The following is a 21,138-nucleotide window of genomic DNA, read 5'->3' as shown; positions in this document are numbered from 1 at the left end:
CGGCGGCGCCTGCCACGCCCGCCGGGCGTGTCGGATCCGGCTCAGCCCGCGGCGCGCTCGGCGAGCAGTCGCCGCACGTGCGCCTCGATCTCGGCGTCGTCGACGTAGCCCATCCGTGCGTACGGCGACTCCTGCGCGGTCGCAGGTGCGGGCATCGGCACGGGCGCCTGCGAAGCGGCGAGCTCATCCGCCTTGCGCTGCAGTTCAGCGGCGCGGGCGGCCTCGCGTGCGAGCGCCTGAGCGTCGATCGTGGCGCGCGCCGCGTGCGCGCGGGAACCGGCGACCGAGGTCAGCGGCTCGGGCAGCGTGCGCGGCGTCCAGGTGCGGGGGCCCTGGTCGTGCAGCTCGGTCTCGCGCACGGACGAGTCGTCGACGGCGGGCGCCGGCACGATGCGCACCGAGCGGCGGGCCGCACGCCGGGCGACGGCTGCCATCCGCTGCAGCATCAGGAGGGCGAGCAGCGCGACGGCGCCACCGGCCCAGAGGAGGATCGAGGAGCCGCCGACGACCAGCTGCCAGACACCCACGCCGGTCGCGGCGAGCGCGAGGACGAACATCACCGTGGCGACGAGTCGCGTACGGCGGCGAGCACGGGCTCGCAGGAACGCCGGATCGGCGTGCGTGGCGGCGAGCTGCTCGCGCAGCCGCTGCAGATCCGCCTGCTCGCGGTCGCTCTGCAGCCTCTTCGCCAGCTTCTGCTGGGCGAGGGCCGTGCGGGCGTTCAACTCGAGCTGCACCTCGCGCGGCGCCTCGCTGGTCTCCGCGAGCACCCGCAGGGCGCGGTTCAGGCGCAGCGCGTTGCGCTCGGCGGCGTCGTACTGATGCTGCCCCCGCCACGAGGGCAGGAAGTAGAGCAGCCACAGCAGCGCCGCGACCAGGACGATCACGCCCCCGCTCAGCACCGGCCCGTTCATGCCCTCCACGGTATGCGACGGCCCGCCCGCGACCGCGCCGACACGCGCACGCCGAGCCCAGGCCGGGCCGCGCAGCCCTGCCGCCGCCCCGATGTCCGCCACGGCGAGTAGGGTCGGCCACGTGGCCTCGTTCACCCCTCTGCAGCGCCTCGTCATCGCGGTCGCCGTCCTCGCGTCGTTCGTCACCTTCCTCGACGGCACCGTCGTCACCGTCGCCCTGCCGGCGATCAGCCGTGAACTGGGCGGCGGCATCACCACCCAGCAGTGGGCGGTCGACGCCTATCTGATCACGCTCAGCGCTCTGATCCTGCTCGCCGGATCCGTCTCCGACGCTTACGGGCGAGTGCTGGTGATGCGGATCGGACTGATCGCGTTCGGCATCGCCTCGATCGCCGTCGCGGCCGCGCCCACTCCCCTGGTGCTCATCATCGCCCGCGCCGCGCAGGGCGCCGCAGGGGCATTGCTCGTTCCGAGCTCGCTCGCCCTGATCACAGCCGTGATGCGCGGCGAGGTGCAGTCCAGGGCGATCGGGGTGTGGACGGCGTTCACGACCGCCGCGCAGCTGGTCGGCCCGCTGCTCGGCGGACTGTTCGTGGACCTGCTCTCCTGGCGCTTCGTGTTCCTCATCAACGTGCTCCCGATCGCCGTCACGCTCCTGCTCCTGCGCCGACTCCGCCTGCCGGAGCACGAGCGCACCTCGCAGGTGGACTGGCTCAGCGGGGCGCTCTGCGCGATCGGCCTCGGCGGAGTCGTCTATGCGCTCATCGAGCAGCCGCATCAGGGTTGGGGCTCCCCCGTGATCCTCGTCACCGCGATCGGGGGCGCAGCCCTGCTGGTCGTCTTCCTGCTGCGCCAGCGCCGCCCGCACCCGCTGATGCCGCTGTCGCTGTTCCGGGTACGCAACTTCGCCTGGGGCAACCTGTCGACCCTCTTCGTCTACGCCGCCCTGTCGCTGAACGGATTCGTGATCGGCGTCTACCTGCAGCAGGGCGCGGGGCTCAAGGCCACGGAGGCCGGCCTCGCGAGCCTGCCCATCACCATCCTGATGATCCTGCTCAGCTCGCGCGTGGGCCGCCTCGCCGGACGGCTGGGGCCTCGCCTGTTCATGGCGGGAGGCCCGCTGGCCATGGCCGCGGGGACGCTGCTGCTGCTCCTGGTCTCGAAGGAGTTCGACTACTGGTGGCAGGTGCTGCCGGCGATGATCGTGCTCGGCATCGGCCTGTCGCTGACGGTCGCCCCGCTCACGTCGGCGATCCTCGGATCGATCGACGAGAACCGGTCCGGCATCGCCTCGGCGGTCAACAACGCCGTCTCGCGCGTGGCGGGGCTGCTCGTGGTGGCGATGCTCTCGACCATCGTCGGTGGCACGCTGAATCTGCCGGGCTTCCACAGCGCCACCTGGGTCACCGCCGCCCTGTTCGCCGTCGGCGGGGTCGTGTCGTGGATCGGGATCCGTCGCCCCGCCCCGGAGCCGGTCGCCCAGCCCGCCGAGGGCTGAGCGGCTTCACCGACGAATCGCGCTCAGCTCTGGACGCCCGATTCGCCACGCAGGCCGGCGTCGCCCGTCACACCGGTCGGGGGCACCCCTCCGGCCTCACCCGTCGCGCCGGTCGACGGCAGGTCCGAGGCCGGCACTGCCGCCCACTCGGCAGGGACGCGTCCCGAGGCCCAGCGGTTCAGCACGCCCTCGGGCACATCCTCACGCACCAGCGAGAACGCGAGGTGGTCGCGCCAGTCGCCGTCGATGTGGATGAACCGCCGGCGCATCCCCTCATAGCGGAAACCGAGCTTCTGCACGACCCGCAGACTCGGCCGGTTCTCCGGCCGCAGGCAGATCTCGATCCGGTGCAGTCCGAGGTAGGAGAACGCCAGGTCGGTCGCCATCGCGACGGCGGCCGGGGTGATCCCGTGTCCCGCGAATCGCTCGCTGACCCAGTACCCGATGGTTGCCGAGCACAGGGATCCGCGCATGACTCCCCAGATGTTGAGCTGCCCGGCGATCTTCCCGTCGTACTCCATCACGAACGGGTAGCCGCTGCCGTCGCGGTACTGCTGCAGTAGGCGCCGGATGCTCACCCGCATGTCGATGCCGGTCTGCAGGCCGGGCAGCGTCGCCTCCCACGGCTGCAGCCAGCGTCGGTTGGTGACGAGCTCGTGCTGCAGCGGGCGCGCGTCCTTGGTGCGGATGAGCCGGAGCTCGACCGGTCCGTGCCGCATCGGCGCTGAGACGTCCACGATCCGCTCAGATCCTCTCGGCGAACTCCTTGAGCCAGACCCGAAGGTCCGGTCCGAGGTCATCGCGGTCCGCGGCGAGCTGCACGATCGCCTTGATGTACTCCAGGCGATCGCCCGTGTCGTAGCGGCGCCCGCGGAAGATCACGCCGTGCACGCCGGGTCCGTCCGGATCCGCGGCGAGCTCCTGCAGCGCGTCCGTGAGCTGGATCTCCCCGCCCTTCCCCGGCGGAGTGCGCTCGAGGATCTCGAAGATCGACGCGGGGAGCACGTAGCGGCCGATCACGGCCAGGTTGGACGGCGCCTCATCGCGCGCAGGCTTCTCGACGAGCCCGGTCACATGCCGGATATCGCCCGCAGCACCGTCCGGCACGCCATCCACCGCCGCCGTGCCGTACAGGTGGATCTGGTCGAGATCCACCTCCATGAGCGCGATCACGGCCGCACCGCTGCGCTCATGTTCGGCGATCATCGCCGTCAGCAGCGGATCGCGATCGTCCATGAGGTCGTCGCCCAGCAGCACCGCGAACGAGCTCTCGCCGACGTGCGTGCGCGCGCGCAGCACGGCATGTCCGAGCCCCCTGGGCTCGCCCTGGCGCAGGTAGTGGATGTCGGCCATGTCGCTGGACGCGACGACGCGGGCGAGGCGGCTGTGGTCGCCCTTCTGCGTCAGTTTGCCCTCCAGCTCCGGCACGGAGTCGAAATGGTTGGAGATCGCGTTCTTGTTGCGCCCGATGATGACGAGGATGTCCTCGATGCCCGCGGCCACGGCTTCCTCGACCACGTACTGGATCGCGGGCTTGTCGACGACCGGCAGCATCTCCTTGGGCATCGCCTTCGTGGCGGGAAGGAAGCGCGTTCCCAGGCCGGCCGCGGGGATCACCGCCTTGATGCGTGCCTTCGTCATCTGCTCAGCTTACGGGCGCGGGCGCGGATCCGGCCCTCAGCCGACACGCGCGGGCCCCCGGTAGAATCGGGGCCATGCCCGGCGAGATCGACCATGCGAAACGCGCACTGCGCGCCGATCTGCGCGAGCGCCGCGGTCTGCTGTCCGACCCGCAGCGCGCCGCAGCCGAGACCGCTCTGACGGCCCGTCTGGACGAGCTGATCGCCACGACCGGCGCCCGCTCGATCTCCTGCTTCCTCTCCACCACGACCGAACCCGGCACGCGCACCTTCATCCGCGAGGCGCTGGCCCGCGGCATCCGCGTGCTGCTGCCGATCACCCGCGAGGACGGCCTCCTCGACTGGGCGGTGGCGGGATCCGACGAGGAGATCACGACCGGCCTGCATGGTCTCCCCGAGCCCACCGGCGAGATCCTCAACCCGATGGCGCTGGACGAGGTGGATCTGCTGCTCATCCCGGCCGCCGCGGTGGATCGTACTGGCATGCGGATGGGCTGGGGGCGCGGCTACTTCGATCGCACGCTCGGCTCGATGCAGAAGTGCCCGCCCGTGTACGCCGTCGTCTACGACTCCGAGATCCTCGACGAGGTGCCCCACGACGTGCACGACCAGCCGGTCACCGGCGCCGTCACCCCCCTGCGCACCGTCGTCTTCCCCCTGACCTGACCTTCCCGAACCGAGACCTGCGAGGCCCCATGCCCACCTACTCCTATGCCTGCACCGCGTGCGGACACCGCTTCGACGCCGTGCAGTCGTTCTCCGACAGCGCCCTCACCGAATGCCCCGAATGCCAGGGCCGGCTGCGCAAGGAGTACGGATCGATCGGCGTGACCTTCAACGGCTCGGGCTTCTATCGCACCGACTCCCGCGCGGGATCTGGGGTTTCCTCCTCGCCGGGGGCATCATCGAAGACGGAATCGACGGCGAGCGCCAAACCCGCGCCCGCCTCCGCACCGGCCTCGGGATCCTGAGGTCGACGTTCAGGGGAGAGAAAGAAGCATGATCAAGGGGTTCAAGGAATTCATCACACGCGGGAACGTCATCGACCTCGCTGTCGCCGTCGTCATAGGTGCCGCGTTCACCGCGATCATCAACACCATCGTCGAGAGCTTCATCAACCCCTTGATCGGAGCTCTCGTCCCGTCGGGTGACCTCGCCAAGTGGACGATCACGATCCCTGGCATCTTCGCCGATGCGCACTTCGGCATCGGCGCCATCATCGCCGCGATCATCAACTTCGTTGCCGTGGCACTCGTCGTCTACCTGTTCCTCGTCATGCCGATGAACAAGTTCAAGGATCGCCAGGCCGCGAAGGCGGGCGTCGTCGAGGCGCCCGAGGAGCTGCCCAGCGAGCAGGTTCTGCTGATCCAGATCCGGGATCTGCTCGAGAAGCAGAAGTCGGCCTGATCGGACCCGTCCTCGACGCCCCCGCGCCCTCGTGGTGACGGGGGCGTCGTCCGATCGGGTCGTTGAGCGAGCACCGGCGCAGCCGGAGCGAGACGAAACGCCGCTCGCTGGCGAGAGCGCCGTGCACCAGGCCTCAGTAGTGCGGTGGAACCTCGCGACGCAGCGCCGCATCGTTCGGACCCGCCGCGCTCTTCGCCTGCGCCCCGGTGTCCCGGTCGCGTTCGTCCGGCTCGGCATGCGTACCCGGCGCCGGGGTGAGCTTCGCGCGCCGCGACCCGCGCATGCGCACGACGCGCTGCCGGGATCCGGCTCCGTCCGCACCCGCCTCGGTGGACGCGGACGACGGCTCAGGCTCACCGTCAGGCATCGTCGACGTCGAGCGGCTGGGTGTCGCCGTCCACTCGCGGCGCGTCGAGGGGCACCCCGAGCACCTCGCCGATGCGGCGCGCGACGCCGGCAGGATCGCTGTACAGGTCGAAGGCGTGCACCCTGATGTAGTGCCAGCCGAGGCGCCGCAGCACCTGCGGGCGCAGTCGCAGGGTCTCGCGAAGCGACTCAGGACGAGACTCCGGATCCGGCTCGATCACGACCGCCTTGCCGGCGTGCTGCGCCACGAGGGGCAGCAGCCCGCGGTAGTCCACGTCCACCGAGACCCCGATGCGACGCAGCTCTCGGGCGAGCGCGAGCGTCAGCGGATCCGCCTGGTCCTCCGCGCGCTCCTCGCGCGCGTGCCCGGCGAGGTCGCCGAGGATCGACATGAGCGTGGCCGCACCGTGGTCGAGACGCCCTTCGTCGAACGAAGACGGGCGGATCGAGGAGACCATCACCATCGAGCGGCGCGCCCTGGTCATGCCGATCGTGAGCAGGCGGTCGCCATCGGGCGAGGACAGGTCACCGAAATCGCTGAGCACGCGGCCGTGCTTGGTGACGCCGTAGCCGAGCGAGAAGATCACGCGGTCACGGCTCTCCGCCGCCGCCTCCTCCAGCGTCAGCACGATGAAGGGCTCCTGCGTGTCGCGTCCGACGAACTCGGCCACGTCGCTGCGCCCCGCGAAGGCGATGGACACCGCCGCGAAGACCCGTTCGGCGTGCGTGCGGCTCGCCGTGACGACCATGAGCGACTCGGTCGGACGATGCACCGCGTGCTCCACCACGAGCGTCACGACGCGGGCGACCTCGGCCTCGGGGCTCTCCATCGCGCCGGTCTCCGGATGCGGGATGCCGACCCCGCCCTCGACGTAGTCGACGGTCAGGGATCCGCGACCCAGGTAAGAACCGGCCCAGGGCAGCGAGACGATCTCGCCGCCGTAGAACGCGTCGTTGATGAGTGACGCGAGGTCCTCGCCGCCGGCCCGGTAGCTGCGGGTCAGCGTGACCACGGGCAGAAGTTCGGAGAGGCGCTCGAACACCGAGACGTCGTCGAACGGCTCCTCCACCTCGCGGTCCTCCGCAGGCATCGTCGCCACCTGGAACGCGGTCGGCTTCTGCAGCACCGGGTCGCCGAACGCGACGATCTGACGGGCACGGCGGATGGCCGGGGTCGCCTCGGCCAGGTTGATCGCGGCGGCATCGACGAGGATCACGGTGTCGAACTCGACGGAGTCGGGCAGATCCGGCACCTGATAGGGCGAGGCGATCCAGACCGGCGCGAGCACGCGCATGAGCGTGGGCGCCGCGGCCACCAGCTCGGCGACGGTGGTGCGATGCTGCGTGAGCCCGTGACGGAGGTTCTGCGCCTCTGCGGCCTCATCGACGATCGAGATCCGCCACTGGCCGCTCAGCTGCCAGGCGAGCAGCGGCCCCGCGGCGCCGGCGTGCGCCTCGTCGACGAGGCGGAAGTCGCGCTCGAGCTGGTCGACGACCGAGGTGTTCGCCCCCAGCAGCGAGCGGTTCTGCCGGAGTGCCTGCTCGAGCAGGGACTGCCACCAGGCGTACTCCAGCTCCGCGCCGACGCGATCCTCGGAGAGGTGTCGGGTGGACAGGTCGATGAGCAGCGGCTCGAGGCCGAGCCCGGCCAGTTCGTCGCGGATACGGGCGCGCTCAATGAGATTCTCGAAGACGTCCGACTTCGCGGCGAGGCCGGCGAGCGTGCGCAGCAGGCGCGCGACGGGCAGCGTCGCGAGCGGCTCGCGGCGGCCCAGCGCCGCATCGAGCTCGGCGAGCTGCGCGTCGACATCGCGCCAGGCCACCGAGGCGTCGGCGAGCCCGAGCGGTACCTCGGGGGCGACGCCGGCATCGACGTAGCGCTGCCACTCGGTGCGCTGGGCCTGGATGCGCGTGAGCGCGTCGTGCATGTCGCCCACATGCGCGCCGGGGCGCACGTACTCCTTGGCGAGCTGGCGCAGCCGACGACGGTTCGCGCCGGTCAGCGCCGCGCTCTCCCTGCGGCTGCCGTGGGCCTTGATGAGCTCTCCGAGCGGACGCTCGAACACGGCCGGGGTGAACCGGTCGAGCGAGTCGCGGATCCCCTGGAGCAGGCGCAGGTACTCGCCGAGCTCGGAGATCGTCGAGAACGGACGCATACGCGTCTGGGCGACGAGCTCGTAGCCCTGCTCGAGCAGATCCGGCACGGTGCGGGCATGCAGCCCCTCGGCGAGCGCGTGCACGCGATGCGCCTCGTCCGAGGAGGAGAAGACCACCCCGTACCAGGGCGAATCGTCGGGCCCGAACCGGAACTCCCCCAACCGCGCGGCCTGCGCGAGCGCTTCGGCGGCGTGGGTCCGATCCTCCGCGAGATTCTGCAGCGCGGGCCGGCCGAGCCGGGCCGTGGTGGACGGCGGCGTCGGCAGCAGCGCGAGCCGGGTGAGCATGCGAGTGGCGTCGAGCACGCTGGCGCCCAGCGCCGGGTCCCTCTCCGTCAAAGCACGGCGGTAGTCCCGCAGCACCGTGCGGAGTCGGAGCAGGGCGTCATCGATCTCAGCGAGCTTGGGCGCGGCGGCCTTCTCGTTGCGGCCGATCGCGCGCACCAGATCGCGGCGCACGGAGGCCGGGGAGACCGCGAAGCCGTCCAGCCCGATCCCGCTCAGGCGGTGCCGCACGCCGTCGAGCGTCGAACGGCGGGGCGAGACGACGAGCACGCGCTTGCCCGCGCGCACCAGCTCTCCGATGGCGTTGATCACGGTCTGGGTCCCGCCGGTTCCCGGCAGCGTCGAGACGGTGAGCGAGTGCCCGGCCGCGATACGCGCGAGAACCTGCTCCTGCTCGTTGTCCGCGTCGAGGAGCAGGTTGTCCGAGGCCGGAGCCCGGTCGTCCGGACCGGCGGCGGACGGGGTCGGACCGGGTGCGGTCACGCGCTCGCGATCGGCGGCGTGCCCCGCCAGTGCGTTGAGCACGGGATGGTCGAGGTCGTGCGCGTCGCGGGCCATCGCGGTGCCGACATCCGCGAAGGTGGACACCACCATGCGCGGCTGCACCGAGAACGTGTCGACGGACGACGTCGCCGCACGGAGCATGTCGATGGCGGGCTGCGGGGCGAACACCCCGTTCTGATATGCCAGGGCCGCGAGCCTGGCATCGTCGATCGTGATCCCGAAGTGATCGCGGGCGATGCGCACGAGCTCGGGGTTGAGGAAGAACTGTCCGTGCAGCTTCAGCTCATAGTCGGCGTAGTGCCGTCGGATCGCGAGCGGCCGCAGCAGCATCGGGGCGGCGTAGTCGACACCGCCGATCCGCCACGTGCACAGCCCGACCGCGAGGTGCACGGCGTCGAGACCGCGCACGGTGCGCAGCTCGGTGTTCTTCGCCGTGATGCGATCAGCGGCCAGACGGGCGTTGCGCAGCCCCACCTCGTCGCGGAACAGGTTCGAGAGCAACGTGGAGCGGCCGGTGATGAACTGGGGCAGGCTCCCGGGGTGCGCCCGGGAGATGTCGATCCCGCCGGCGGCGACATCGCGATAGGCCGTGAGCGGCGATGGCCCGCCGAGCTCCGCGGCCTCCGCCCTGAGACGAGCCCGTTCGACGGTCGCAGCGTGCGCCACCTGCACGCCCGGCTCCGCCACGTCGACGTCGCTGGGCGTCACGGACCTGTCCTCCGCGTTCTTCCCGTCACGTCGCCACACACGACAAAGACTAGGCGTGCGGGATGGGCAGAACCGTCAGATCCGCTGGGTTTCGCCGGATTCAGGCGCTTTCTTCCTCCACAGCGGGCATTTTCCGGTCGTTCCTCACCGATTGCGCCTCTACGCCTCCGCCGGTCCGGGTGGTGACCGAGGATGGGTGCATGACCTACCGCTACGACTTCGCCGACACCCCGTTCGGAGATGCGCTGCTCGTCTTCTCCGACGAGGGGCTGGTCGCCTTCGACCTGCCGGAGGGGATGCACCGCGATTCGCCCTGGGCGCTGGAGGCGACCGCGCGGATGCTGCACGCGCTGCCGGAACCTGATCCGGGTGCCGGCGCCGACGTGGAGGCACTGCTGAACGCGTACTTCGACGGAGCCCCGATCCGCTTCGATCGGGAGCTCGCGCTGGACTGGCGCCTCGTGAACGGCTTCACCCGCGCCGCGCTGCAGGCCGTGTCCGAGATCCCCTGGGGCGAGAGCGCGAGCTACGGCGAGGTCGCGGCGATGGCCGGCAGTCCCGGCGCCGCCCGCGCGGTGGGCACGGCGTGCCGGAACACCCCTTTCTCGATCGTCGTCCCCGTCCACCGCGTGGTGCGCGCCGACGGTTCACCCGGCCAGTACGGAGCGCACCCCGAGCGCAAGCGGTACCTGCTGGACCTGGAGGCGGATGCGGCCGCCCGAGGCCGCACCGCGGACGACGTCCGCCCCGGCGTGTAGGCCGCCGGGGCGGACGCGTATCCGCACGGGACGAATACTCGCGGATTGCGGATCCGGTTCCGATTCGCGAATGCGACAAAGCCTCGCGTGATCACTAATACGGTCGGGAAACCCGACCGAGGCCGAACAGCAGGCCGAGGGCGATGTCTCCGCGCCACTGCGCCGGGAATTGCGGCGAATGCCACCAAAGGGACGTACGAAATACCAGATCAGGAACAGCACCGCGTGTCCTCGCCATTCTCCGTGGTCCTCCGGCGAGCCCCGATGCGCGCTGGAATGATAACGTCGACGCTACGAAACGACCAGACGGGGCGCGAAACCCCGGAAGTTGGTAATCGGTGAACTCGTTCGAGACTGTCGGATCCGATGCGGATCTGGTCGCGCAGGCCGTGCGCGACCTGATCCGGCGCACCCGTTTCCCGGTCGCCTTCGGCGGCCTGCTCGACAGCGGCGAGGTTCCCGTCACCGCGATCGTCGGCTCCCGCACGCGCAGCCTCGAGGGACTTCGCGTGCAGCCCCAGCGCGGTCTCGGCGGCCGGGCCATGACCGAACTGCGTCCGCGGATGACGCACGACTACGGCGCCTCGCAGCAGATCACCCACGACTACGACGGCTTCGTGCTGGGCGAGGGGCTGCGCACCCTGCTCGCGATCCCCGTGATCGTGTCCGGACGGCCGCGTGGCGTTCTGTATGCGGGAGCGTGGGAGGACCCGCCGGCCGGCGGCGTCACCACCGCTCCGGCGATGCAGATCGCCGACGCGCTCGCCAGTGAACTGCGCATCCGCGAGGAGGTGGAACGCCGTCTGCATGCCGCGGGCACACCCGCTCCCCCGCCCTCGTTGAGCCCCGCGCATCGCGAGGAGTTGCGGGAGAGCTTCGCCGAGTTGCGCTCGATCGCTGCCCTCGTGCCGGATCAGGCGGTGCGTGATCGCCTCGGTGATCTGGAGCGCCGTCTGCTGGCGCTCTCCGCCCCCGCGCCCCTGCCGCGCGCCGCCGAGGTGCACCTGTCCCCGCGCGAACTGGACGTGCTGAGCTGCGCCGCTCTCGGCCAGACGAACGTGCAGGTCGCCACCGAGCTGGGGCTGCGCGAATCGACGGTGAAGGCCTATCTGGGCACGGCGATGGCCAAGCTCGATGCTCCGACCCGTCATGCCGCCGTCGCCCGTGCTCGGCGCGACGGGCTGATCCCCTGAGGCTCTGCCCTGCTCCTGCCCAGGGAGTGCGGCTAGGCTCGGAATCGCGCACCGCGCACCCGGACGAGGCGGGCCAGTACCCGGACAGCGAAAAGACTGGCTCTCGAGGAGGCCCGCCATGGCGTGGATCGTGCTCATCATCTCCGGAATGTTCGAAGCCGTCTGGGCCACTGCCCTCGGCAAATCCGAAGGCTTCACGAAGCTGTGGCCGAGTGTCGTCTTCGTGATCGGTCTCGCCGCGTCGATGTTCGGGCTGGGGTGGGCGATGCGAGAGATCCCCACGGCCACGGCCTACGCGGTGTGGGTCGGCATCGGCGCCTCGCTCACCGTCGTCTGGGCGATGATCACCGGCGATTCCGACGTGTCCTGGCTCCGGATCCTGCTGATCGTCGGATTGGTCGGGTGCATTGTCGGATTGAAACTGATCGATCCGGGGCATGCATGACATTCCGCATTTCAATCATTGCCGCCGGCAATTCCTGCAACTAAGTTTGTCGCCATGGCACGCAAAATCGTTCATCAGCTCGTCGACGATATCGACGGTTCCGTTCTCGAAGTGGGCGAAGGCGAGACCGTTCATTTCTCGCTCGACGGATCCGCCTATGAGATCGATCTGACCAGCGCGCACGCCGCAGACCTGCGTACGGCGCTCGCCCCCTACCTCTCCGCAGGTCGGCGCACGCAGCGCGTGGCGACCGGGCGACCGGCCGCAGCGGGCAAGCGCCCGAACCGCAATCCGGAGACCGCGTCGATCCGCGCGTGGGCGGGAGACAACGGCTACAAGCTCTCGGAACGCGGCCGGATCCCCGCCGACGTGATCGAGGCGTACCGCGCGGCGAACTGACCGCAGGACCCGAAACGGAAAGGACCGCCCGTCTGGGCGGTCCTTTCCCACATGTGCGGCGAGGTGGCGGGGGTGCCGAGATCGGGTCGTGTGGGCCCCCGCATCTCCATCAGTTGTGCCCCCGCATCTCCATTCGCCCCTCCACACGCCGACGAGATCCCGAGGCGGGTCGCGTTGCGAGACAGGTCGGCGTGCGGAGCCTCCTGGCGAACGGAGCCTCGCCTGTGGGGAGGTGTAAAGCCGCAGAGGACCACCCCTCCGGGGCGGTCCTCTGCGGCTTGTGCCCCCGACAGGATTCGAACCTGCGACCTGCCCTTTAGGAGAGGGCCGCTCTATCCGACTGAGCTACGAAGGCGCCCTCTCAGTCTAACGAGCGTCCACGGTCCTACGCCGCCATCGCCAGGTACGGCTCCCAGCTGGGATCGCCGCGCTCGGATCCCCGAACGGTCCACCCGGTCCCCCGTGGCGGAGCCGGCGTCAGACGCAGCTCCCAGCCCATCTCCTGCGGCGTGCGATCACTCTTGACGTTGTTGCAGCGCAGGCAGCACGCGACGAGGTTCTCCCAGGAGTTCTTGCCTCCGCGCGAACGCGGCAGCACATGATCGATGGTGGATGCGGACTTCCCGCAATAGCCGCAGCGATTGCCGTCACGGCGCAGCACCCCGCGTCGGGTGACGGGGGCGTGCCGGCTCCTCGGCATCCGCACGTAGCGGCTCAGGACGATCACGGCGGGGCGGTCGAAGCGGCCGCTCGCCGCCCAGACGGGGTCGTCGTCGACGCGTTCGACGACCGAGGCCTTCTTGTTCATGACGAGGACGATCGCGCGTCGGAACGACACGATCGCGAGCGGTTCATACCCTGCGTTGAGCACCAGTGTGCGCATCCTGCATCCCTTCGATCCGACCGGGACGGCTTCCCGGTCTCTCGACCGTGCGCAGGCGGAGGGTCCGCAGGATACGAAAACGGCGCTGTCTACGAGAGACAGCGCCGTGAGCGCACGGATGATCCGTGCAGATCCTGCGGGCAATGCCGAAGAACGAGTCGACCGAGTGCATCCGTGGTTCGGATGCTCGGTATTCGTTCCATCGTGTTCCTCCGCCCTTGCAACGACGGAATCAGGCTAACCCATGCCGTGGCGACCACGCGGAGAACTTCCGGTGAACGCCCTGCCGGATCAGCGGACGTTCACCTCGAGCCATGCCAGGGGATCGATCTCGGTGTTGTTCACGAGCACCTCGAAGTGCAGGCAGGATCCGGAGACCCATCCGGTGTTGCCGACCTCGCCGAGGTACTGTCCGGCGGTGACGCATTGGCCCACGCTCACGGCGCGGCTCCCGTAGTTCATGTGCCCGTACAGCGTGGAGATCGCGTTGGCCCCGCTCAGAGCGGGGTGCGAGAGCTCGATCGTCTCGCCGTAGCCTCCGTAACCGTCCTGCGAGATCGTGACGCAACCGTCAGCGGCCGCATAGATGGGAGTGCCGATCGGCGCGGCGAAGTCCTGACCCATGTGGCTTCGACCGCTGCGGGCCGCGCCGAAGCCGTCGCTCAGCGTGTAGGAGCCGGCCGCCATGGGGTAGATGACCTGCCCGGGGCTCGCAATCGGCGCCATGTTGGTGCGCACGGAGGCGACCGAGGGCTTGGCTGCGGCCTCTGCGGCGGCCTTGGCCGCAGCGACGGCGGCCTCCTCCGCCTTCTTCTGCTCGATCTCCTGCGGCGTCGTCGCGGTGAAAGAACTCCGCGTGCCCGACACCGCCGTCGCCTCGGAGGCGACGACGATCGACTGCGCGTGACCCGCGGCGATCTGCTGCGCGGTCGCCGGCGACGCGGTGGCGGGCGACGCGGCGCCGGTCGCGAGAGCGGGCAGCGCGATCGCGGTCACCAGCGCTCCGACGGCGGCGAGAACGGCGAAGGTGCGGATCGGGCGCACCACGGATCGGGAGACCGGGCTCGTCGCACGCTTCGGGGAACGCGTGTCGACGGACATGTCGGTCTGTTCGAGTTCTTCGGCCAAGGGCTTCCTCCAGGCCTCGGCGCCGTGCGTCGGCTCGTCCGCATTCGCGTGCAGGTCGGGATTTCGACCTGCATCAGGATGACCGCGGCGGTGACGAGCCGGGAGGCGGCCGCCGGGGTTATCACCGACGGGCTTCTCGTCGGCGACCTCCCCGACGTTACCCGATCGTGATGAATCTGTCACCCCCGGATTCGGGAGAAGCGATCCGTCCGACCGATGGACGCCGAACGCCGGTCAGCCCGCGTTCGCGGCGAGCCAGGGCTCCGGATCGATGACCGAGCCGCCGATGCGCACCTCGAAGTGAAGGTGCGATCCGTAGGAGTTGCCGGTGTTGCCGACCAGCCCGATCAGCTGACCCGCGGAGACCTGGTCACCCGCCTGAACCATCCGGCTGCCGTAGACCATATGACCGTAACGGGTCTCCACCATGGTGCCGTTGAGATTGCTCATGATCATGATCGAGACGCCGTACCCGCCGATGCTCTCGGCGGACGCGGTCACGGTGCCGGCGGCTGCCGCATAGATCGGGGTGCCCTCAGGGGCGATCATGTCCCAGCCCTCATGACCGCGACCGGATCCGGGTCCTTCGCCGGGAGTGAAGCTGGTGACCGGGTAGCGCACGGCGCCCGAGCCCGGAGCGACAAGAGCCATCCCGGCGAGGGACGGGCGGGAGCTGCTGGCCGATGCTGCCGATGCGGCCGCCTCGGCAGCGCGGGCTGCGGCGGCGTCCTCGGCCTTGCGCTTCTCGATCTCGTCGGGCGTCGTCGCAGTGAACTGCCCGCGGGCGCTCGGGGCCTGCGTCGCCTCGGACGCGACCACGATCGACTGCGCGTTGTCGGCCGCCAGCTGCTCGGTGGTCACCGGAGCCGCATCGGCAGGACCACTCGTCGACGCGAACGCCGGGAGTCCGATGGCCGCGACCAGGGCGCCGACAGCACCCAGGATCGCCACGGTGCGGACCGGGCGCACGAAAGCGGATCGGGCCGGGCCCTTCCTGAGCGTCGTCGCGTAGGCGCTCGTCGGGCTGGTGGTCTCGATCGTGGTCTCAGGCAAAGTCTGTCCTCCGGCCTCTGCGCGGGATCGCGCCGGTCCGTCGTCGTTCGGGTCGGTCCGTACGGGGTTCGGACGCATGTCTCTCCGCGGCGGCGACGGGCCGATGAGGCGAGCGCCGTGGAGTCCGTCGATGGGCTTCTCGCCGACGGCCCTTCCGACGCTACCGGAAAGTCACGAATGTGTCACACTGCCCCAAGGATCTGCTGAACGTTGATTTTCCGCGGATCCAACCGGGCGCGCACAGGCGTTGCCCAGGCGGCGGAACCGCCCGGATGCGCCAGAGAGAGCTCAGGCGACCAGGAAGATGTGCGACGCGAGTTCGACCGGAAGCTCGAGCCCCTCGTCCTGCCCGTCGACCTCGATGAGCACATAGCCCTCGTTGAAGCGGAATCGCCCGCGCGCTCCGGGGACGACACCGGCGTCACGCAGCTGTTCCAGCAGCTCGGGATCCACCTGCGCGGGTTCGGCCAGACGACGCACGGTGCCCTCGGTCGGCGTCCCCGCCGTGTTCATGTGCTCGACGAGTCCGATCACGCCCTCGTCGAAGGTGCGCGCCGGCGTACCGCCGAGCTGGTCCAGGCCGGGGATCGGGTTGCCGTACGGCGACTCGGTGGGGTGACCGAGCAGCTCGACCAGACGGCGCTCGACCTGCTCGCTCATGACGTGCTCCCAGCGGCAGGCCTCCTCGTGCACGTACGCCCAGTCCAGTCCGATCACGTCGGAGAGCAGGCGCTCGGCGAGGCGATGCTTGCGCATCACGTCCACAGCCTTGCGACGTCCGGCGTCGGTCAGTTCGAGCCGGCGATCCTCGGAGACGACCACGAGCCCGTCGCGCTCCATGCGACCGACCGTCTGCGACACCGTGGGTCCCGAGTGCCCGAGGCGCTCGGAGATCCGGGCGCGCAGAGGGACGATGTTCTCCTCCTCGAGTTCGAGGATGGTGCGGAGGTACATCTCCGTGGTGTCGATCAGGTCGGCCATCGATCCCCCTTGTCGTGCCGCGCATGCGGTCGCGTGGTGTTAGGCAAGCCTACCTTCTGCGGATATGCGTCGGCTCTGCTGCAGAGGAGCACCGCTGCGCTGCAGCGCAGGATGTCCTGCCCCGCGCGCAGAGCCCGTCGCACGGTGTCACATGGGCAGGAGTGCCCTCCCCCCGACACCTAGAATCTGTGCATGGCGATCGAGATTCCCCGCGAACTTCTGCCCGTCGACGGCCGCTTCGGATGCGGCCCGTCCAAGATCCGTCCGGAGCAGGTGAGCGCGCTCGCCGCGGTGGGGTCGAGCCTGCTGGGCACCTCGCACCGTCAGGCGCCGGTGAAGAACCTCGTCCGCAGCGTCCGCGAGCAGCTGTCGTCGCTGTTCCGCCTTCCGGAGGGCTACGAGATCATCGTCGGCAACGGGGGATCCACGGCGTTCTGGGATGCGGCCGCGTTCGGCCTCATCGAGAACCGCGCGCAGAACCTCGTCTCAGGCGAGTTCGGCGGGAAGTTCGCCAAGGCCGCGGCGGCCCCGTGGCTGCAGGCTCCCGACGTGCGCACGGCCGAGCCCGGCTCCCGCGCCGAGGCCGAGATCGTCGAAGGCGTCGACGTCTACGCCTGGCCGCACAACGAGACCTCGACCGGAGTCGCATCCCCGATCCGTCGCGTCGCGGCCGACGGCGCCCTGACCGTCATCGATGCGACCAGCGCTGCCGGCGGCATCGACTTCGACGTGACCGAGACCGACGTCTACTACTTCGCCCCGCAGAAGAACCTCGGCTCCGACGGAGGCCTCTGGTTCGCCGCGGTCTCGCCTGCGGCGATCGAGCGGATCGAGCGGATCGCCGCCTCCGGTCGATACATCCCCGAGTTCCTCAGCCTGAAGAACGCGGTCGACAACTCCCGCCTCGAGCAGACGCTCAACACCCCGGCTCTGACCACGCTGCACCTGCTCGACTCCCAGCTGCAGTGGATCAACGGCAGCGGAGGACTCGCCTGGGCAGCCGCCCGCACGAACGAGTCGTCGCAGGAGCTGTACCGCTGGGCGGAGGCGAGCGCCGTCGCGACGCCGTTCGTCGCGAACCCGGCCGACCGCTCCCCCGTGGTCGCCACGATCGACTTCGACGACTCCGTCGATGCGGCCGCGATCGCCAAGACCCTGCGCGAGAACGGAATCGTCGACACCGAGCCCTATCGCAAGCTCGGCCGCAACCAGCTGCGCATCGCCACCTTCGTGTCGATCGAGCCGGACGACGTGCGCCAGCTCATCCGCTCGATCGACTACGTGCTGGAGCACCAGGGCGCCTGAATCGCGCTCCGATACGAGAGAAGGCGCCTCCACTCGGAGGCGCCTTCTCTCGTATCGGTGCGGTCCCGGGCCGCGCCCGGAACCGGGGACTCACTCCTCCTCGGAGTCGTCGTCCTCATCAGAATCGTCATCCTCGTCGGACTCGTCCTCGTCGGAATCGTCATCCTCGGACTCGTCATCGGAGTCATCTTCGTCGGAGTCATCCGCGGGCTCTGCGGAGTCATCGAGTTCGTCGATGTCCACCCCGTCGAGGTCGCCGGCGTGCAGACGCGGTGCCGCGTCGTCCTCGTCCTCGTCGAGTTCGTCCACATCGTCCAGATCGTCGTCGTCGAGGTCGTCGTCGGATCCGTCCGAGAGCACGTCGCCGGAAGCCTCATCGGATCCGCTCGCCTCCGCATCGTGCTGCGCCGACGCGGCGAGCTCCGCCTGATGCGCGCGGTACTCCGCGAGGCGCTCGGCCCACGGCACCCACTCCGGCGCCAGCAGCGCGCCGTCGCCGGGCAGCAGCTCGGCCTCGAGCACGGTCGGCCCCTCGTCGCCGACCTGGGCGACCGAGACGGTCCAATACCAGCCGGGGTAGCCGCCGAGCCGATTCTCGAAGCGCAGCGAGACCACGCCGTCGACCTCGGGCAGGTAGCCCGCAGCTGGCCCCACCGACGCGGCGGGGGTGATCTCGTGCAGGGCCGCCAGCGCGAGATCGCGCGCTCCCCGCAGACGCTCGCTCACGAGCGGCACGGCCAGCGGCTCATCGGTCGAGAAACGCTCCTCGACCGCGGGCGCGACGGTCTCGGCGGCTGCCGATCCGTCCGCAGCCTGCTCGGCCTCGACCGGCGTGGCGGCCGTGTCGTCGTCCTCAGGCATCGAAGTCCTCGGCCACGTTGCGCAGCACGGCCGCGATCTTGCGGCCGTGACTGGACGACGGGTAGCGGCCGCGACGGAGGTCGCCCCCGATGCCGTCGAGCAGCTTCACGAGGTCCTCGACGATCACAGCCATGTCGTCCGCCGGCTTGCGCTTGGACTTGGAGAGGCTCACCGGAGCCTCGAGCACGCGCACCGAGAGCGCCTGCAGGCCGCGCTTGCCGTCGGCGACGCCGAACTCGACTCGCGTGCCGGCCTTGACCGCGGACCCGGCGGGGAGGGACGTGGCGTGCAGGAAGACGTCCTGGCCGTCATCGGTGGTGATGAAGCCGAACCCCTTCTCGTCGTCGTAGAACCTGACCTTGCCGGTGGGCATGGGAGAACCTCGCTGCAATTACTCGGGCGCCGGATCCGGGGGATCCGATCGGGATGCGTGCGGAAGCCCCGCACCCCACCAGCCTACCGGTCGCGGAGCGGGTAGGCTGGGACGGATGAGCACTCGGCCGCCTGCCCCCGAGCCGGAGATCCGCGGGATCGATCGGTTCCTGACCTTCGGCGCGCTGACGCTGGCCGCCCTGTCGGTGATCTGCTTCTTCGTGATCATCATCGCCACCGCGGTGGGCATGAAGCAGGCTGACTTCACGCAGGGCGCCTGGCCCGTGGTGGGCGTCTTCCCGTTCTGGGGTCTGCCGATCGCCTTCGGCATGATCATCGTGCTGCTCGTCATGAGCTTCGTGCGGAGAGGCCGCGCGGCGCGGCGCTCCTGACGCCGCCGCGAGCCGTCCTCACCATGAGCACCCATGCGCGCCTTCTCGCCGAGGCGCTGTCCGCGCGCACCGATGACGAGCTCGCCGCGCTCTTCGGACGCCGTGAGGTGCGCCCCGATGCCGGTTGGCATGACTTCTTCGACGCCGCCGAGGGGCTGCTGGATCCGTCGTCCGTGACACGGGTCCTGCCCCGTCTGACCCGCGCCGAGGCCGCAGGTCTCGTCGCCGCCGCATCCGGCTCGGATCCCGGTGCCGTCTCCGAGACGCTGCGCGCCCTCGCCCTGCTCCCGCCGTCGGGGACGACACTGCCGCCGACGGTGGCGGCGGCCGTCGCCGGACGCGACGCCGCCGCGGACCCGCTCCTCACGGCGACCGACTCGGCTTCGGGCGTCCTCGCCGCGAGTGCCGACGAGCCCTCGTCCGCCCGAGCCGCCGAACGAGCCTTCACCACGGTCGCGACCCTCGCCGACGCGCTTCTGCTCGCCGAGGAGGGTCCGCTGGCGCTGCTCGCGGGAGGCACGGTGGGCCTCTCCGAGAAGCGCCGGATGAGCGAACGCGGCCTTCCCGACGACCCGGCGCTGCTCGACGACCTGCTCGCGCTCGGCACGGCCGCGGGGCTGCTCCGGCCGATCGAACGCACCCTGCACCTGTCCGATGCGGGTGCGGCATGGCTCCGGCTGCCCGGGTCCGAGCGCTGGTCGCGACTGGTCGCGGGCTTCCGGGAAGCGCTGCCCCCGGTGCTGCGCTCCGAGGACGGCGGATGGATCCCCCTGTCGGACTGGCCGGGCGAGCACCCCTGGGATCCGAGCTGGCCGGGGCGCACCGACGCGCTGGTCCGGCAGGCCCGGCTGATCGGCCTCGTCGCGGACGCGGGCCAGGACGGAGCCGCCGCGGAGAGCCCCTGGGCCGAGGCGCCGCGGCGCGGAGCGGATCCGGATCCCTCCGCCCTCGCCGCGTACGTGCCCGCCGAAGTCGACCGGATCTTCCTGCAGAACGACCTCACCGCGATCGCGCCGGGCCCGCTGCTGCCCGCCCTGGATCTGCGACTGCGCGGCATGGCCGCTCGCGAGTCGGCGAGCCAGGCCTCCTCCTACCGCTTCACCGCCGATTCGCTCAGCACGGCGCTGTCCGCCGGCGAGACGGAGGAAGGCGTCCTGACCTTCCTCGAGGGCATCTCGCTGACCGGGGTGCCGCAACCGCTGCGCTATCTGTTGGCGCAGAGCGCGAGCCGGCACGGCCAGGTGCAGGTCGGGATCGATCCTGCGACCGGACGCACCCGCGTGCGCAGCCGCGACGCGCATCTGCTGCAGGCGATCGGCGTGGACCAGGCCCTGCGCCCCCTGGGCCTCGTGCCCGAGGACACCGCCGAGGACACCACGGTGCTGACCACGCGCGTCAACCGCGACACGGTGTTCTGGGCGCTCACCGACGAGCACTACCCCGCTGCGCTCGTGGATGCGGCGGGTGCCGTCGAGCGGCCGGTGCGCACCACGGCGGAGAGCGCACCCCCGCCGCCCCCCGATGCGCAGCGCTATGCGGCGCTCATCGCTCGACTGCGCGAGGCGCGCGAGGGCAACGCGGACGCAGCCTGGCTGGAGCGCGAGCTCGAGCACGCCGCGAAGCAGCGTGCGGTGCTGGCCGTCGAGGTGGCCATGCCCGACGGCACGGCGCGCGAGCTGGTGCTCGAGGTGACCGGCTTCGGGGGCGGTCGCGTGCGCGGACGCGACCGGGCGAGCGACGTCGAGCGCACCCTGCCGATCCGCTCGATCCTCTCCACACGTGCGATCGAGGACGCCGAATCCTGAGCCCGATCCTCCCGCCCGGATCGCTCGCGCGCCGAACCCGATCGAGGGGCGCCGAGCGCCGGCTCCCCGGTGCGACCGGTAGACT

Annotated in this window: 22 protein-coding genes, 1 tRNA gene and 1 riboswitch; of the genes, 11 read left to right on the top strand and 12 right to left on the bottom strand. The window is 70.5% G+C overall.

Going from position 1 to position 21,138, the window contains the following annotated elements; translation table 11 throughout:
* Positions 1–41 precede the first annotated feature (41 nt).
* Positions 42–1,016 (bottom strand): hypothetical protein, encoded by a 975-nt coding sequence (locus tag ACFWCK_RS17540; RefSeq protein ID WP_378807080.1) that lies wholly within the window; start codon positions 1,014–1,016, stop codon positions 42–44.
* A gap of 19 nt (positions 1,017–1,035) precedes the next feature.
* On the opposite strand from ACFWCK_RS17540, the gene ACFWCK_RS17535 reads away from it, so the two are divergent.
* Positions 1,036–2,412 carry an MFS transporter gene (locus tag ACFWCK_RS17535; RefSeq protein ID WP_378807078.1) on the top strand — a complete coding sequence of 459 codons (1,377 nt, stop codon included), beginning with the start codon at positions 1,036–1,038 and terminating at the stop codon, positions 2,410–2,412.
* Between the two features lie 23 nt (positions 2,413–2,435).
* Here the strand turns inward: ACFWCK_RS17535 and ACFWCK_RS17530 are convergent, their stop codons facing one another.
* Both ACFWCK_RS17530 and galU read right to left on the bottom strand, forming a co-directional pair.
* Positions 2,436–3,131, bottom strand: coding sequence for a GNAT family N-acetyltransferase (locus tag ACFWCK_RS17530; RefSeq protein ID WP_378807386.1), 696 nt, complete (start codon positions 3,129–3,131; stop codon positions 2,436–2,438).
* Positions 3,132–3,156: 25 nt separating this feature from the next.
* Positions 3,157–4,053, bottom strand: coding sequence for a UTP--glucose-1-phosphate uridylyltransferase GalU (gene galU, locus ACFWCK_RS17525; RefSeq protein WP_378807077.1), 897 nt, complete (start codon positions 4,051–4,053; stop codon positions 3,157–3,159).
* Between the two features lie 74 nt (positions 4,054–4,127).
* On the opposite strand from galU, the gene ACFWCK_RS17520 reads away from it, so the two are divergent.
* From ACFWCK_RS17520 to mscL, 3 genes are read left to right on the top strand one after another with little or no spacing between them, the layout of a single operon-like run.
* Positions 4,128–4,718 (top strand): 5-formyltetrahydrofolate cyclo-ligase, encoded by a 591-nt coding sequence (locus ACFWCK_RS17520; protein WP_233311445.1) that lies wholly within the window; start codon positions 4,128–4,130, stop codon positions 4,716–4,718.
* 29 nt (positions 4,719–4,747) lie between these two features.
* The gene (locus ACFWCK_RS17515; RefSeq protein WP_378807074.1) at positions 4,748–5,023 is read left to right on the top strand and encodes an FmdB family zinc ribbon protein; all 276 of its coding nucleotides are present in this window, start codon (positions 4,748–4,750) and stop codon (positions 5,021–5,023) included.
* Positions 5,024–5,051: 28 nt separating this feature from the next.
* Entirely contained in the window at positions 5,052–5,459 is a 408-nt protein-coding gene (mscL, locus tag ACFWCK_RS17510; protein ID WP_378807072.1) for a large conductance mechanosensitive channel protein MscL, read from the top strand.
* A gap of 133 nt (positions 5,460–5,592) precedes the next feature.
* On the opposite strand, the gene ACFWCK_RS17505 is transcribed toward mscL, so the two are convergent.
* Positions 5,593–5,826, bottom strand: coding sequence for a hypothetical protein (locus ACFWCK_RS17505; protein ID WP_378807071.1), 234 nt, complete (start codon positions 5,824–5,826; stop codon positions 5,593–5,595).
* Positions 5,819–9,478: an AAA family ATPase gene (locus tag ACFWCK_RS17500; protein WP_378807069.1), complete on the bottom strand. Its 3,660-nt coding sequence runs from the start codon at positions 9,476–9,478 to the stop codon at positions 5,819–5,821. Before ACFWCK_RS17500 ends, ACFWCK_RS17505 begins: the two co-directional genes overlap by 8 nt.
* Before the next feature lie 200 nt (positions 9,479–9,678).
* On the opposite strand from ACFWCK_RS17500, the gene ACFWCK_RS17495 reads away from it, so the two are divergent.
* From ACFWCK_RS17495 to ACFWCK_RS17480, 4 genes are all read left to right on the top strand, one after another.
* Positions 9,679–10,236, top strand: a complete 558-nt coding sequence (locus ACFWCK_RS17495) for a methylated-DNA--[protein]-cysteine S-methyltransferase (RefSeq protein WP_233311450.1) — start codon at positions 9,679–9,681, stop codon at positions 10,234–10,236.
* Between the two features lie 338 nt (positions 10,237–10,574).
* Positions 10,575–11,429: a LuxR C-terminal-related transcriptional regulator gene (locus ACFWCK_RS17490; protein WP_378807067.1), complete on the top strand. Its 855-nt coding sequence runs from the start codon at positions 10,575–10,577 to the stop codon at positions 11,427–11,429.
* Positions 11,430–11,470: 41 nt separating this feature from the next.
* Positions 11,471–11,534, top strand: a riboswitch (guanidine-III (ykkC-III) riboswitch).
* Positions 11,535–11,547: 13 nt separating this feature from the next.
* On the top strand, positions 11,548–11,874 hold the full coding sequence (locus ACFWCK_RS17485; protein ID WP_233311452.1) for a multidrug efflux SMR transporter: 327 nt from the start codon (positions 11,548–11,550) through the stop codon (positions 11,872–11,874).
* Between the two features lie 54 nt (positions 11,875–11,928).
* Complete coding sequence (locus ACFWCK_RS17480; RefSeq protein ID WP_378807065.1) at positions 11,929–12,273, top strand: Lsr2 family protein; 345 nt, start codon at positions 11,929–11,931, stop codon at positions 12,271–12,273.
* Between the two features lie 281 nt (positions 12,274–12,554).
* On the opposite strand, the gene ACFWCK_RS17475 is transcribed toward ACFWCK_RS17480, so the two are convergent.
* From ACFWCK_RS17475 to ACFWCK_RS17455, 5 genes are all read right to left on the bottom strand, one after another.
* A tRNA-Arg gene (locus ACFWCK_RS17475) sits at positions 12,555–12,628 on the bottom strand.
* A 30-nt stretch (positions 12,629–12,658) separates the two neighbouring features.
* Complete coding sequence (locus ACFWCK_RS17470; protein ID WP_233311454.1) at positions 12,659–13,156, bottom strand: HNH endonuclease; 498 nt, start codon at positions 13,154–13,156, stop codon at positions 12,659–12,661.
* 291 nt (positions 13,157–13,447) lie between these two features.
* Positions 13,448–14,284 carry a M23 family metallopeptidase gene (locus ACFWCK_RS17465; protein WP_233311455.1) on the bottom strand — a complete coding sequence of 279 codons (837 nt, stop codon included), beginning with the start codon at positions 14,282–14,284 and terminating at the stop codon, positions 13,448–13,450.
* Between the two features lie 234 nt (positions 14,285–14,518).
* Complete coding sequence (locus ACFWCK_RS17460; protein ID WP_378807063.1) at positions 14,519–15,337, bottom strand: M23 family metallopeptidase; 819 nt, start codon at positions 15,335–15,337, stop codon at positions 14,519–14,521.
* A 288-nt stretch (positions 15,338–15,625) separates the two neighbouring features.
* A complete protein-coding gene (locus tag ACFWCK_RS17455) occupies positions 15,626–16,318 on the bottom strand; it encodes a metal-dependent transcriptional regulator (RefSeq protein ID WP_233311457.1) in 693 nt (230 codons plus the stop codon).
* Between the two features lie 192 nt (positions 16,319–16,510).
* On the opposite strand from ACFWCK_RS17455, the gene serC reads away from it, so the two are divergent.
* The gene (gene serC / locus ACFWCK_RS17450; protein ID WP_233311458.1) at positions 16,511–17,623 is read left to right on the top strand and encodes a phosphoserine transaminase; all 1,113 of its coding nucleotides are present in this window, start codon (positions 16,511–16,513) and stop codon (positions 17,621–17,623) included.
* Between the two features lie 90 nt (positions 17,624–17,713).
* Here serC and ACFWCK_RS17445 read toward each other — a convergent pair whose 3' ends face one another.
* Together ACFWCK_RS17445 and ACFWCK_RS17440 are read right to left on the bottom strand one after the other, a co-directional pair.
* Complete coding sequence (locus ACFWCK_RS17445; RefSeq protein WP_378807060.1) at positions 17,714–18,484, bottom strand: DUF3027 domain-containing protein; 771 nt, start codon at positions 18,482–18,484, stop codon at positions 17,714–17,716.
* On the bottom strand, positions 18,477–18,857 hold the full coding sequence (locus ACFWCK_RS17440; RefSeq protein WP_233311460.1) for a cold-shock protein: 381 nt from the start codon (positions 18,855–18,857) through the stop codon (positions 18,477–18,479). The genes ACFWCK_RS17445 and ACFWCK_RS17440 overlap by 8 nt, the downstream gene beginning before the upstream one ends.
* A gap of 115 nt (positions 18,858–18,972) precedes the next feature.
* Here ACFWCK_RS17440 and ACFWCK_RS17435 point away from each other — a divergent pair, with 115 nt between their 5' ends.
* Positions 18,973–19,248: a multidrug ABC transporter ATPase gene (locus ACFWCK_RS17435; RefSeq protein WP_233311461.1), complete on the top strand. Its 276-nt coding sequence runs from the start codon at positions 18,973–18,975 to the stop codon at positions 19,246–19,248.
* Between the two features lie 23 nt (positions 19,249–19,271).
* A complete protein-coding gene (locus tag ACFWCK_RS17430; RefSeq protein ID WP_378807058.1) occupies positions 19,272–21,053 on the top strand; it encodes a helicase-associated domain-containing protein in 1,782 nt (593 codons plus the stop codon).
* Positions 21,054–21,138 lie beyond the last annotated feature (85 nt).

This window comes from Microbacterium sp. NPDC060117 (assembly GCF_042729315.1).
Taxonomy (GTDB): domain Bacteria; phylum Actinomycetota; class Actinomycetes; order Actinomycetales; family Microbacteriaceae; genus Microbacterium.
The sequence above is the reverse complement of the archived record's forward strand: the minus strand, read 5'-3'. Positions and strand labels throughout refer to the sequence as shown.